Here is a 14264-nt window from a genome sequence, read left to right on the forward strand (position 1 = left end):
TTTATTGTAAAACGATAAATTTTGTATTAAAATCAAAATCATAATAAATGAGTGAGGTGCTTTTGTTAAAAGGTAACAACCTTATTTTTAAAATTAGAGGAGGTATAACTATGAACATTAACAATTTGATTGTTAAACATATGGATAACCCCCATGAGTTGGAGAAGATGTATAGAAAAGATCCGAAAGCTTTTAAAAAAGCATTCTCACAAGCATGGGACCAAAACCCTGATTCTCAAATTCTAGGTGCTTGGTATGAAAGGTTGCATTTCAAGGAGAAGGTAAATAAAGAAAAAACATCTTTGTTTCAAAAAGGTTTCTTATTCATGGGCCTTTTAGCTATTCTGGCCGGCATAAGCACTAGAATCATTTCCCACTTTGTTGAGCAGGAAGCAATTGCTCCAATTAATTTGGCTTTTGGTGTAATTCCCTTTATTGCTGCTTATTTTGTTTACAATAATAAGCCGAAAAAAAGTATTATTTATTCCCTTATAGCGTTATTCCTAGTTTCCGGGGTGTATCTTAATACGTTGCCAATAAATTATAAAGACAGTACCATACTTGCGTATTTACATCTTCCTATATTTTTATGGGTCTTAGTAGGGCTTGCGTTTACAGGAAATGAATATTCAAAAGGCGGTACAAGATTAGCCTATATAAAATTTAATTTAGAATATTGTCTTCTCTACGGGAGCATGGCAGTGAGCGGAATGATACTAGCAATATTCACCATGCGTTTATTTAGCTTTGTTGACTTAGATATAGGAGAATTCTATTTTAGTAATGTTGTTTTATTTGGAGCAGCGGCTCTCGCTATTGTGGCTGCATACTTAGTATCAATGAATCTTAAGCTTGCTAAAAATATTACACCATACATATCTAAAATTTTTAGTCCTCTCGTCCTGATCACGTTGCTTATCTATCTTATAACGGTAATTTGGGTCGGGAAAAATCCGTTCTTGGATCGCAATTTCCTAATGGCTTTCAACGGAATACTCCTTGGTGTATTGGCTGTTACCATATTTTCTATCGTTGAAAGTGACTCGGACGAGAAAAAGAACATTTCAGATTATATAAATTTTTCCTTAATTGTTCTGGCACTTATTATTGACACTGTTGCATTGTCAGCCATCGTATTTAGACTTTCATCTTACGGGATTACACCTAATAGACTAGCTGTTTTAGGTGTAAACATATTGATCTGGGCAAATCTAATTTGGATTATGTTTTCCTATATGCGTTTCTTGCAAAACAAATCAGGACCGACAGCTATCCAAGATGCCATTACGAAGTATTTGCCAATCTACGGACTTTGGGCAGCTTTCGTTATATTTACGTTTCCTATCATTTTTAATTAGAAAGGATCTGTTAATGTAACGAAAAGTTAATTCTCTATAACATATAAAATTTTTAGAGCCCATCGATTTATAATTGGTAGTATTATGTTTGTAGTTTCGGTAATTTCATTTGTAATGATAAATAAGAAATAAGTGTTGTATGTAATCTTTCCATAATAAAAAACGTCCCAAAATGGGACGTTTTTTATTATGCGTATTGCCGTTTTCTCTTAATAAGCAACAAAACTTGTGACACACAAGCTAGTACCGGTAACTCAATCAACGGTCCAATAACGAGTGCAAGTGCGATAAGAGGCTCGTCTGGAAAAGCTGTCACAGCGATAGCGAGTGCAACAGGTGAGTTTCTTGCTAACGTTGTTAAGCTTAGACTTACTGTATCTTTGTAAGATAAATGCATCATGCGTCCGATAAATTGTCCTAGTAAAAAATTAATGATGAAGAACAATAGAACAGGAACGAGTAATAATAAAACGACATTCATATTTTTCAGTAAATATTTACCTTGTGATGCAAACATCGCTACTATTGCTAAACTTAAAAATACAATTTGAGCAGAGCTGAAAAACGGAATGAGTTTATTCTCGAGAGTTTCAGCTTTTTTCATTTTATTCATAATGAATTTTGTAGCGTGTGCAAGTATAAATGGTAAGACGATTACGATAACAATACTTTCTACTAAAACAGAAACCGCTACAGTTTTCATGACACCAGCAAATAAAAATAAATAAATTGGAAGGAGTAGTACTTGCAAAATTAAATTTACAGGTAAAATTGCAGTAGAAAGTGCTACATTTCCTTTCGCTATTTCAGTAAAGATTAAGTACCAATCTGTGCATGGAGTAACCATTAACATTATAAATCCAACCCAAAGTGCTGGATGATCTGAAAGAAATAGTGCTCCTAATCCCCAAGCGAGTAAAGGGGTCCATAAGAAGTTAATAGTAAGACTTGTTCCAGCAAATTTTAAATTGCGAAATCCGTTTTTTATTTCTTTTAATGGGATGCTGAGGAATAATCCATATAGCATGAAGAATAAGAAGGGAACAATAAACTTGTCTGAATACGTATGTATCATATTAAATTGTCCGAGTACGATGCCGCATGTAACAGCAAAAAGAATAATAAAAGTTTGAATCTTTTCTATAGTGCTCATGAATAAATCCTTTCTATCTATGAATTTTCCTCTCTAAGTTTATTATACAAGTAATAAAGATGTATTTGGTGTTCAATTGTATTTCACTTAATGTTTTTAAGTTGAGATTTTATTTTTTATTAAAAGTTAATTGACTAAAGTTAGTAACTATATTAAAATAACTTATATAAAGTAATTAAATAACAAAAAGTACAATAGTGTAACTTAAGGTATCTATTGGAACTTTTTCTTAGAATAAGAATTTTTATGATGATGAATAATGAATATGAAAAGAAAGATTAGGTGAAGAAAATGGGACTATTTAGCTCATTATTTGGTAAAAAAGAAGAAAATACGACTGTAGAGGGGAATAAAAAAATGTCGAAAGTATTATTTGTAAAAGCAAACGATCGTCCAGCGGAGCAAGCAGTTAGTTCAAAAATGTATGAAACATTTGTAAGTACTTATAAAGAAGCAAATCCAAATACAGAAATTACGGAATTAGATTTATTTGCATTAGATCTTCCTTATTACGGAAATATTGCGATTTCAGGTGGATATAAACGTAGCCAAGGTATGGAGTTAACAGCTGAAGAGGAGAAGGCAGTTGCTACAGTAGATCAATATTTAAATCAGTTTTTAGAAGCTGATAAGGTTGTATTTGCATTCCCATTATGGAACTTTACAGTACCAGCACCATTAATCACATATATTTCATACTTATCTCAAGCTGGAAAAACGTTTAAATATACAGCAAATGGCCCAGAAGGTTTAGTTGGTGGTAAGAAAGTAGTTGTGTTAGGTGCTCGTGGTTCAGATTACTCTTCAGAACAAATGGCTCCTATGGAAATGGCAGTTAATTACGTAACAACTGTACTTGGATTCTGGGGAATTACAAATCCAGAGACAGTTGTAATTGAAGGACACAATCAATATCCAGATCGTTCACAACAAATTGTTGAAGAAGGTCTAGAAAACGTTAAAAAAGTAGCAGCAAAATTTTAATTCATGATAGTAAATGGAAAAACCAACATGGATGACCATGTTGGTTTTTTAGTCTATTTTTCATGTTAAAAAATGTATATTTATAAAATAAAAGAAAAGTTCGAAAATAGTATTGCAAAATATTATATAGCAAACTATAATGAATTCAAGAATAGTTGATACTTAAATTAAATATTCAGAAAATTCAATTAGTTAAAATTGGAAAATGAGATAAGGAAACTTGAATGGGGGTTATATTATGGCGAATAAAGTACCGTTTTCGTTCATAGTAGTTATTGGATTAATGTTATTTGCACTATTTTTTGGAGCGGGAAATTTAATTTTTCCAGCGATGCTTGGTCAATCAGCTGGAGAGAATGTATGGATTGCTAACGCTGGATTTTTAGTAACTGGTGTTGGATTACCATTACTAGGTGTACTAGCATTTGGTTTTTCAGGTAAAGATGATTTGCAGTCGTTAGCTAGTCGTGCTCACCCAGTGTTTGGGATTGTGTTTACGACAGTTTTATACTTAGCGATTGGTCCGTTATTTGCAATACCAAGAACAGGAAATGTTTCTTATGAAATTGGTCTTAAGCCGTTTATGCCAGAAGGAGTAGGTTCTACACCTTTAATTCTTTTCACAATTATATTCTTTAGTATCACTTGTTTTTTTTCGCTAAATCCCGCGAAAATTGTCGATATTGTTGGAAAAATCTTAACGCCAATTAAGTTGACTTTCATCGGTATTTTAGTAATCGTTGCTTTTATACATCCGATTGGAGATATGCAAGCACCAGTGGAAGCTTATACATCACATGCATTCTTTAAAGGATTCCAAGAAGGATACTTAACGATGGATACGCTCGCATCATTCGTATTCGGGATTATCATCATCAATGCTATTAAAGAAAAAGGTGCGAAAACGAAAACACAAATTATGGTCGTTTGTGCAAAAGCGACAATTATTGCAGCATCTATTTTAGCAATTATCTATACAGCACTTTCTTATATGGGTGCTTCAAGTGTTGCAAAGCTTGGACATTTAGAGAACGGCGGAGAAGTATTAGCGAAAGTTTCTAACTACTATTTCGGATCATATGGCGGAGTATTATTAGGATTAATGATTACAGTAGCTTGTTTAACAACTAGTGTGGGACTTGTATCAGCATGTTCTTCATTCTTCCATAAGTTATTCCCAAATGTTCCTTACAAAGCAATTGCAATTACGCTATGTGTATTTAGTGCAATTGTTGCAAACGTAGGATTAACACAATTGATCGCAGTTTCTGTTCCAGTATTAACAGCAATTTATCCACTAGCAATCGTATTGATTTTCTTAACATTCTTCCATTCATTATTTAAAGGAAGAGCTGAAGTTTATCAAGTAAGCTTAATCGTAACATTTATCATCAGCTTATTTGATGGATTAAGTGCAGCTGGAGTTAACATTGAAGTAGTAAGCCAAGTGTTCACTAAATTCCTTCCGATGCAGGAAGTAGGATTAGGCTGGATCTTCCCAGCGATTATCGGTGGATTTATCGGATATGGCATTAGCATTTTAAAAGTGAAAAATCAAGTTCAACCAGCAACTAGAGCGGATAAGAAAATAGGTTAAATAAAAAAAGTTATAGACTTGTTTCTATAGCTTTTTTTGTTACTATTAATAATGAGAAAAAATAAAGTAGTAGGGGAAATAAAATGAAAAAAACAATTGATCATATCGGAATCGCAGTTCGTGATATAGATAGTACGATACGTTTTTATGAACAGGTTCTATCAGGAGAATTAATAGATCGTTACGTAAGTGAAGCTCCTGGTGTGGAAAGCGAAGTAGCCATTCTTGAAGTGGATGGAGATAGAATTGAATTACTTGCACCGACGAATAATACGACATCTCCAATTGCCCGTTTTATTAAACAAAAAGGTAAAGGTGTTCATCACGTTGCGTATCGTGTCGATGATTTAGATGTGGCTCTAGAAGAGTTAAAAGAACAAGGTATTCGGACATTAGAGCATACACTTCGGATTAATAAGCACGGTAGAAGATTAATATATCTTAACCCAGCGGATACAGAAGGAACGATTATCGAGTATTGTGATTATCCGGAAGAGAAATAGAAGAAGGATATTTTTAAAAAGGTGTTACGTTATTACGTAACACCTTTTTATTTATGCATTTCACATTTTCTTCACAAATGATTCACGATAACTTTTCTTCTTTGATAACTTACATAAATATATTTTATGATATAATAACAATCGACTTTAAAAATGTAAGTTGTATCTATAGTGATAGTTACTATTATATTAGAAGTTTAGAGGTGGAAGAGAAATAAGAGTTATACTTTATAGAAGTTTATATTTAATCAGGTTAATATTTCGCCCGAGAATCAAACTTCGGAAGTTAAAGTAATGAAAATAGATCGATGAGGAAGAAAGAAGTGAAATGAGTGTGAAAGTAATGAGAAGATTAGGGACATGGCTATTACTTGTGTGTGTGCTTATCATATTGATACCGCAAAGTACATCTGCTCATGCGTACGTTGTGAAATCAAATCCTACTGAAAATGAAACATGGAAGAAAGCACCATCTGTTGTAAAAATTGAATTCGATGAGGACATACAAGTTTCACATTTTAATACATTGTACGTGAGAGATACATCAGGTAAAAGAGTCGATTTAAAAGATGCTCATATTGATAAAAAAAATAAAAAACTATTAGAAGCCGGATTAAAAGAAAACCTCAAAAATGGTCTCTACTCTATTCAGTGGAAAGCTATTTCAGCTGATGGACATCCAATTCAAGGGGTTATTCCATTCCGTATTGGATTAGCGGAAGCGGAAACAGACGATGTACAAGTGGAAGAGATGGGGTATGTTCCGCAAATCGATATGATTATGGAACGTGGAATTTTATATACAAGTTTCTCACTATTTATAGGAGTGCTATTCTTTAATCTTATTATGTATAAAGGCAATGCAACCTCGGTTCGATCAAGGAGTAAGAACATAATATGGATCTCTTTATTTGGGATATTGATTAGCTTGTTATTCACTCTACCACTGCAAGCGAAAATAAATGCTGATGTTTCATGGCTAGAAGCATTCAATCCTTTACTATTAAAAGAAACATTACAGCTTTCTGTTTTTGGTTATGTATGGATTACTCAAATGGTTCTCATTAGTACGCTTATAATTGTTACGTATTTTGCGGTGAAGCATGAGAAGTTTTCGTCGTTTAAAGTATGGAGTATTCCAATACTATTGTTTATAGGGTTACTTGTTATGAAGGCCTTTAATAGTCACGCATACGGTTTAAAGTTTAAAGACATTGCTGTCGTTATGGATTTTCTACATTTATTAGCAGCTTCATTATGGGTTGGTGGTTTATCATCTATTATTCTTCTTTTACGTAAAGAGGATAACAAGTGGCATATGTATTGGGATATGATTAAGCGTTTTTCACCGTGGGCAACAGGTGCTGTCATCGTGATTTTAATAACAGGCCTTTTTAACAGTACATTTTTTATTCCAACAATCCACTCATTATTTGATACGAAGTATGGATTGGCTTTATTAGCAAAGATACTATTATTTATTTTCATGGGGATATTGGGAATTATTCAATATGTGAAAGGGAGAATAAGAGCGCAGCAAGGATTAGGAGCTACGGTGAAAGTAGAGTTTGTCATTGGAATTATCATTTTCGTAATCGTAGCTTTTATGACAAACGTACAGACACCACCGATGCCTCCTACTGGACCATTTACAGAGAGTAAGCAATTAGATAATGGATATGAACTTACGCTAAATGTAAGTCCGAATAAGGTAGGACAAAATAAATTCCATATTAAACTAAAGGATGAAAAGGGACAGCCTGTTACTGATATGGAACAAATGATATTGACGACTCAATCATTAGATATGAACATGGGAAAAGGTTCATTTAAAGTTTCAGTAGTTTCACCGGGAGAATATGAAGCAGAAGGTATGTATATTAACATGACAGGAAACTGGAATATACATGTTCATGGATTAACAAAATCTCTTGATAGTTTCGATACAGATTTTAAATTTATTGTAGGTGGCAGATAAAATTGTACCAATCATGCTGCTAGCGAGCAGCATGATAAACAGATGTTATAGATGAAAAGGAGTAAATAGAAAATGAAACGTATAAAAAAATTAGGAACAACAATGATCGCAACAATTATTGCAATGGGAATGTTTTCGTTACCTGTTAGTGCGCACGTCACGGTAAAACCAGCAACTTCTGACATTGGTTCTTGGGAGACTTATACGATAAAAGTACCAGTTGAAAAAAATGTAGCAACGACAAAAGTTACACTGAAAATACCGTCTGAAGTGGAGTTCCAACAGTATGAACCAGTGCCAGGATGGAAAGTTGAGGAGCAAAAAGATACAGCCGGAAAAGTTAAAAATGTAGTATGGGAAGCAACAGGAGAAGGGATTTTACCCGGTCAGTTCCAGCGATTTACTTTCGTCGCTAAAAATCCGGATAAAGAACAAAAAATAGCTTGGGATGCATATCAACAATATAAAGACGGAGAAATTGTTGAATGGACAGGCGATGAAAAAGCTGAAAAACCACATTCACTTACTACAATTGCAAAAGGTACGTCATTAACAGGAGAACATGGTGAAGTGTCTAGTGTAGAAAAGAATGAAGGCACTAGTAATATGCAAGTAATAGCAATTGTCTTGTCTATTTTGGCGATTGTATCGTCGGTAAGTGCGTGTGTTTTTGTAGTACGTCGTAAAAAGTAAGACGTAAGAAAGAGCCTACAAACAGTAGGCTCTTTCTTACGTTTATTTCAATTCAACTTGCTGCCTTACAGCAAGTGTTTTCGGTTTCATATTTACAAAACAAATACTCACAACAATAAATAATAGTCCGATGAATAAGCTAATGGTAATAGCCTCATGTAAGAAAATTGAACTTACAATAATAGCGATTAGTGGAATGAGGAATGTATAAGCCCCAACTTTACTTGCTTCACCAGCTCCAACAAGTGTGAAGTATGCAAGCCACCCCATTGCAATAACAAAGAATGAAATAAAGAGAAGTACGCTAACAAATGGCATACTCCAAGCGATACTAGACCAGCTTTCAAACTCTGAACCAAATCCAATTAAGCAAAGGCCACCAATAATAAGCTGAAGTGTTACCATCCAAATGGCATTAACACGGTGACCAGTCTTCTTAATGAATACTGTGCCAAGTGCCCAGCCAATAGCGCATCCTAACGCGAGAAGGATTCCAATAATAGAAATATGTCCAGTTAAACTGCTAGAGCTAATAACACCTACACCAATAAATCCGAGAACAAGCCCGAAAATTTTTAAGCCGTACATTGATTCTTCAAGCCATATCCACGAGAAAATACCGAGTAAGACTGGCTGTAGAAATACAATGGCGGAAAATAACCCAGCAGGCATATATTGAAGGCCGACAGTTTGTAATCCATAAAATATAATGATGTTAAGTAAGGAAGAAATAACGTATAAATGCCACGTTTCTTTTAAATGTAACTCTTTGTATTTCGGTAATGCGAACAGGAGTAAAATGAATCCTCCAATTAAAGTTCGAACGCCTGCAAATAAAACAGGTGGTGTATAATGCAGGGCAAACTTAGATAAAGGCCAATTGATTCCCCACATGAAAACGAGAAAGGTAAGGATTATGGCCGTCTTAGTTCGAGAAAGCTGTGTCACGGTAAGACCTCCTTGTTGTTATTCATTTCACTATGATATGATATCGACTGTAATAAATAAAATGAATCTTTTTTATGAGGAGTATAAGTGATTAGTTATGACCATTACACAACTGCAAGTATTAATAAAAACTGTTGAGTTAGGTAGTTTTACGAAGGCTGCTAGGGTGTTAAATATGACGCAGCCAGCTGTAAGTCATGCCATTTCAAGTATTGAGTCAGAGTTAGGAGTTACGATTCTTATACGTGATAAACGAAAAGGGCTCCTCGTTACGGATGTAGGAAACAGGATTCTTGTACATATTAGAGAGATTTTGAACGGTGTAGAGAAGATTGAACAAGAAGTTGCGATGGAGAAAGGACACGAAGTTGGAACGATTCGAATTGGTAGTTTTCCGAGTGCTTCTGCACATTTCTTACCCAAAATGATAAACCTTTTTAAGGAGAAGTATCCGAACTTAGAAGTAGTTCTTTGTGAAGGAACGATTAAAGAAGTTGAAGATTGGTTAGTATCGAGGGTTATTGATATAGGGATTGTTATTTTGCCTAATAAAGATATGGAGATTGTTCTATTAACGAAGGGGAAAATGGTTGCTATCTTAAGAGAGGATCATCCTCTCTGTAAGAAGGACGCTCTTACAATTTGTGATTTAGAGAATGAACCGATCATATTATGTAAGGGTGGGTATGAACCACCCATTATTGATATGTTTAAACAAGCAAACGTACCACTTCGGGCTGAATATGTAATTTCGACAGTTACTACAGCTTTAAATATGATTCAAGAAGGATTGGGCATTGCAATATTAGCTGAATTATCTTTAACGAATTTACCAAAAAATGTGCAAACGAGAGAATTGGAACCACAAGTATGGAGAGAAATTGCATTAGCTGTTCCTTCATTAAAGGATTCTTCAATCGCTGTGCAGCTATTTATTGAAGAATTTCAATCGCTATTTGCAGAATAAAAAGAGGTGTCTCATATATCATAATGGGACACTTTTTAATTTACTTATAAAAAATCTATGAAAAGGATTGACTTATTTTTCAGTTGTAACTATAATGATTACATCGAGGTGGTGATTACGATGAAAATTAGTAGCCGCTTTTCCATAGCTGTTCATATTTTATCTATTTTGAAAAACAATCCATCTTCACTTTGTACTTCAGACTATATGGCTGAGAGTGTCAATACAAATCCAGTAGTCATTCGTAAAATCATGTCGTACTTGAAACAAGCTGGCTTTGTTTACGTAAATCGTGGACCGGGTGGCGCGGGATTACTAAAGGATTTACATGAAATCACATTGTTAAATGTGTATCATGCAGTGAACGTAGTCGAAGAAGACAAGCTATTTCATATTCACGAGCAACCGAATCCAGATTGTCCAATTGGGGCGAATATTCAAGCGGTGTTAGAAATTATTTTAATTCAAGCACAATCCGCGATGGAAGAAGTTTTGAGAAATATTACGATGGGGCAGTTGTTTGAAACTTTGCAAGAAAAAATGAATGCTTAAATCATATTTATATTTTTTTATCATTAATGTAACTGATTTGATTACAACTATAAAGGAAAGGTGTAAAAGTTATGACTGTAAAAATGAAAGTATACTCAGATTTTATATGTCCGTTTTGTTTTTTAGCAAAAGGTCCATTAGATGAGGTAGCGAAAGAGAAAGATGTAGAGATTGAATGGATGCCATTTGAATTACGTCCAAGTCCATATTCAAAAATAGATCCATGGAATGAACCAGAAAAATTAGGTTCATGGGATGCTTTCATTCTTCCGACAGCGAAGAAGTTAGGAATTGATATGCGCTTGCCACGTGTTTCACCACATCCATATACACATTTAGCTTTCGAAGGATGTCAATTTGCGAAAGAACGTGGACTAGGTAATGAGTATCATCACCGCGTATTCACAGCATTTTTCCAAGAAGAGCAAAACATTGAAGATATTGATGTGTTAACAAAATTAGCGGTAGAAGTAGGACTTCCTGAGGCGGAATTTAAAGATGCTTTAGTAACTCGTAAATATAAAGAAAAGCATCAAGAAGCAATTCAACACGCATATGATGAAGCGAATATTATGGCCGTTCCAACTGTCATGATTGGAGATGAAGTCATTCAAGGGCTTGCTAGTAAAGAAACACTAGAAAGGGTCATTGATAAAGAAATTGAAAAGGATAAAACAAATTCATTTGAAGGTATGCAATGTAATACCGATGGATATTGCTAATTCGCTTGTTATGAAATAACAAAATAAATTATAAAACAAACATTTGGAGGAATTAAAATGTCAGCAACTACAACAAACTTAAAAGAAGCAATCGTGAACCGCCGTTCAATTCGTAAAGTAGCAAAAAACGATGCAATTACGAAAGAAAGAATTGAAGAAGTGTTAAAAACAGCTTTACACGCACCAACATCTTTCAATATGCAAAGTGGTCGTATGGTTGTATTAATGGATGGAGAGCATGAAAAGTTTTGGGATATCGTTAAAGAAACACTAAGAGCCCGTGTACCAGCAGAAAACTTTGAAGCGACTGTAGAAAGACTAAAAGGTTTTCATGCAGGTGTAGGAACAGTTCTATTCTTTGAAGATCAAGCAACTGTAGAAAAAATGCAAGAAAATGCACCATTATATAAAGATCAGTTCCCATTCTGGTCTCATCAAGGAAATGCGATGTTACAACATACTGTGTGGATGCTATTATCTGCTGAAGGAATTGGGGCGTCATTACAACATTACAACCCAATCGTAGATGCTGAAGTGAAAGAAACTTGGAACATTCCGGCAGAGTGGAGCTTAGTAGGTCAAATGCCATTTGGTGAACCAAACGAACAACCAGCAGAAAGAACGTTCTTGCCTACTGAAGATGTAGTGAAATTTTATTAAGAAATACAATATGTAACGAGAAGGAAGCTGTACTTAAAAACAGCTTTCTTTTTTGTAGTGGTGTTAATTTATGCGCATTTAGGGAAGAAATATAAGAAATAATACGGTGAGAAGGGAATTAGAAAAATGAATGATGAGAAAAAATATACAGTGGTAGGTACTGATGTTGAGGAAGTAAAGCGTTTAAATAAAAATTCAGGATTAACGTATAATCAAGTGAAAGAAATGTTAGCAAAGCAAATGCAAAAAAAGAAGTAATTAGATTGAAATCTTTCATTTTTTCATTTAGCATTTTGATTGGAGAGAGTTAAGTAAAAGGTAACTCTCTTTTTTGTATAGCTAAGCATCTTATAGAGTGGAGGAAGCAACATGAAGAAATGGGTAAAGGTAACGCTGTCTATCACTGGAGGCATTGTCTTATTAGCGTGTGCCGGTGGATATTACGTGTATAAAAATTATTTTCCAAAGGAACCTGAGCGTATTGTATATGATAAAGAAAGAGTGCTACAACCGATACATAATCAGCTTAAAGGAATCAATATAGAAAATGTAAAGATAAAAGAAAAAGAAGTCGTAAATGCGACTGTAGATGAGCTTCAAAAAATGATTGATGATGGAAAGTTGTCATATGAAGAATTAACGAGTATTTATCTCTTTAGAATACAAGAACATGATCAAAATGGAATAACATTAAATTCTGTTACAGAGATAAATCCTAATGCGATGGAAGAAGCAAGAAAGTTAGATCAAGAGCGGGGTAGAAACAAAAATTCGAATTTATATGGTATTCCTGTCGTTGTAAAAGATAATGTACAGACGGAAAAAGTGATGCCGACTAGTGCAGGAACTTATGTATTAAAAGATTGGATTGCAGATCAAGACGCAACAATTGTGAAGCAGTTGAAAGAAGAAGGAGCATTTGTTTTAGGAAAAGCGAATATGTCTGAGTGGGCGAACTATTTATCTTTTACAATGCCAAGCGGGTATAGCGGGAAGAAAGGACAAAATTTAAACCCGTACGGTCCGATTACATTCGATACTTCAGGATCAAGTTCAGGATCTGCTACAGTAGTTGCAGCAGATTTTGCGCCGCTTGCAATTGGAACAGAAACGACGGGATCGATTGTTGCACCCGCGGCGCAGCAATCAGTAGTTGGGTTACGTCCATCTTTAGGTATGGTAAGCAGAACAGGAATTATTCCGTTAGCTGAAACTCTTGATACAGCAGGACCTATGGCAAGAACGGTAAAAGATGCAGCAACGTTATTTAATGCAATGATAGGTTATGACGAAAAAGATGTTATGACAGAAAAAATGAAAGATAAAGAAAGAATTGATTATACAAAGGATTTATCGATAGATGGATTAAAAGGGAAAAAGATAGGGCTTCTTTTTTCTGTACACCAACAAGATGAAAATAGAAAAGCAGTAGCAGAAAAAATTAGAAAAGACCTTCAAGATGCAGGTGCGATATTAACTGATAATATCCAGTTAAGTGCTGAGGGTGTAGATAATTTGCAAACATTAGAATATGAGTTCAAGCATAATGTAAACGACTATCTTTCACAGCAAAAGAATGTACCGGTAAAATCGTTAGAAGAGATTATAGCGTTTAATAAAAAGGATAGTAAAGGACGAATAAAATACGGACAAACATTAATTGAAGGGTCTGAAAAATCTGTTATAACGAAAGAAGAGTTTGAAAACGTAGTGCAAACGAGTCAAGAAAATGCAAGAAAAGAGCTAGATAGGTATTTAGTAGAAAAAGGTTTGGATGCTCTAGTTATGATTAATAACGATGAAGTTCTTCTATCAGCTGTAGCTGGTTATCCGGAATTAGCGGTTCCTGCTGGATATGATAAAAATGGAGAACCAATCGGTGTAGTGTTTGTAGGGAAACAGTTTGGTGAAAAAGAGCTTTTCAATATTGGATATGCGTATGAACAGCAGTCTAAAAATAGAAAAGCACCTAAATTGTAAAAGGTTAAACGAAAAAAAGAGCTCAACTGAAGTAAGTAAGCGGGCTAATATAAATAGAATCTAACAATATAAGAATAAAAAAAGGATTCTTCTTAATTAGTAAGAAAGATTGTCTATAGAAGTTCATAAAATGTAATATATTCAATTTCCATCCATTGAAGGGGGAGGT

At 34.4% G+C, this 14264-nt stretch carries 14 protein-coding genes; 12 read left to right on the plus strand and 2 right to left on the minus strand.

Going from position 1 to position 14264, the window contains the following annotated elements; genetic code table 11:
* Positions 1-110: 110 nt before the first annotated feature.
* On the plus strand, positions 111-1358 hold the full coding sequence (locus tag MR143_RS02505) for a DUF4153 domain-containing protein (RefSeq protein ID WP_242280607.1): 1248 nt from the start codon (positions 111-113) through the stop codon (positions 1356-1358).
* Between the two features lie 187 nt (positions 1359-1545).
* On the opposite strand, the gene MR143_RS02510 is transcribed toward MR143_RS02505, so the two are convergent.
* The gene (locus MR143_RS02510; RefSeq protein ID WP_000103815.1) at positions 1546-2511 is read right to left on the minus strand and encodes an arsenic resistance protein; all 966 of its coding nucleotides are present in this window, start codon (positions 2509-2511) and stop codon (positions 1546-1548) included.
* Between the two features lie 291 nt (positions 2512-2802).
* On the opposite strand from MR143_RS02510, the gene MR143_RS02515 reads away from it, so the two are divergent.
* The 5 genes from MR143_RS02515 to MR143_RS02535 all read left to right on the plus strand — a co-directional run bounded on the left by MR143_RS02515 (position 2803) and on the right by MR143_RS02535 (position 8266).
* Positions 2803-3495 (plus strand): FMN-dependent NADH-azoreductase, encoded by a 693-nt coding sequence (locus MR143_RS02515; RefSeq protein ID WP_000522529.1) that lies wholly within the window; start codon positions 2803-2805, stop codon positions 3493-3495.
* A gap of 238 nt (positions 3496-3733) precedes the next feature.
* Positions 3734-5092, plus strand: a complete 1359-nt coding sequence (gene brnQ / locus MR143_RS02520; protein ID WP_001284783.1) for a branched-chain amino acid transport system II carrier protein — start codon at positions 3734-3736, stop codon at positions 5090-5092.
* Positions 5093-5175: 83 nt separating this feature from the next.
* Positions 5176-5595 (plus strand): VOC family protein, encoded by a 420-nt coding sequence (locus MR143_RS02525; RefSeq protein ID WP_000750855.1) that lies wholly within the window; start codon positions 5176-5178, stop codon positions 5593-5595.
* Between the two features lie 328 nt (positions 5596-5923).
* Positions 5924-7573, plus strand: coding sequence for a copper resistance CopC/CopD family protein (locus tag MR143_RS02530; RefSeq protein ID WP_000114340.1), 1650 nt, complete (start codon positions 5924-5926; stop codon positions 7571-7573).
* Positions 7574-7645: 72 nt separating this feature from the next.
* Positions 7646-8266, plus strand: a complete 621-nt coding sequence (locus MR143_RS02535) for a YcnI family copper-binding membrane protein (RefSeq protein WP_000821397.1) — start codon at positions 7646-7648, stop codon at positions 8264-8266.
* Positions 8267-8308: 42 nt separating this feature from the next.
* Here the strand turns inward: MR143_RS02535 and MR143_RS02540 are convergent, their stop codons facing one another.
* Entirely contained in the window at positions 8309-9214 is a 906-nt protein-coding gene (locus tag MR143_RS02540) for a DMT family transporter (protein WP_000192806.1), read from the minus strand.
* A 97-nt stretch (positions 9215-9311) separates the two neighbouring features.
* On the opposite strand from MR143_RS02540, the gene MR143_RS02545 reads away from it, so the two are divergent.
* The 6 genes from MR143_RS02545 to MR143_RS02565 all read left to right on the plus strand — a co-directional run bounded on the left by MR143_RS02545 (position 9312) and on the right by MR143_RS02565 (position 14095).
* Complete coding sequence (locus tag MR143_RS02545; RefSeq protein WP_000156772.1) at positions 9312-10181, plus strand: LysR family transcriptional regulator; 870 nt, start codon at positions 9312-9314, stop codon at positions 10179-10181.
* A 120-nt stretch (positions 10182-10301) separates the two neighbouring features.
* Positions 10302-10733: an Rrf2 family transcriptional regulator gene (locus MR143_RS02550; protein WP_000704081.1), complete on the plus strand. Its 432-nt coding sequence runs from the start codon at positions 10302-10304 to the stop codon at positions 10731-10733.
* 71 nt (positions 10734-10804) lie between these two features.
* A complete protein-coding gene (locus MR143_RS02555; RefSeq protein WP_000216673.1) occupies positions 10805-11455 on the plus strand; it encodes a DsbA family oxidoreductase in 651 nt (216 codons plus the stop codon).
* Between the two features lie 57 nt (positions 11456-11512).
* Positions 11513-12115, plus strand: coding sequence for a nitroreductase family protein (locus MR143_RS02560; protein WP_001277011.1), 603 nt, complete (start codon positions 11513-11515; stop codon positions 12113-12115).
* Positions 12116-12241: 126 nt separating this feature from the next.
* Positions 12242-12373, plus strand: a complete 132-nt coding sequence (locus tag MR143_RS32935; protein WP_000997344.1) for a hypothetical protein — start codon at positions 12242-12244, stop codon at positions 12371-12373.
* Between the two features lie 111 nt (positions 12374-12484).
* Positions 12485-14095 carry an amidase family protein gene (locus MR143_RS02565; protein ID WP_000759471.1) on the plus strand — a complete coding sequence of 537 codons (1611 nt, stop codon included), beginning with the start codon at positions 12485-12487 and terminating at the stop codon, positions 14093-14095.
* Positions 14096-14264 lie beyond the last annotated feature (169 nt).

This window comes from Bacillus cereus group sp. BfR-BA-01347, from assembly GCF_022663835.1.
Classification (GTDB): domain Bacteria; phylum Bacillota; class Bacilli; order Bacillales; family Bacillaceae_G; genus Bacillus_A; species Bacillus_A thuringiensis_K.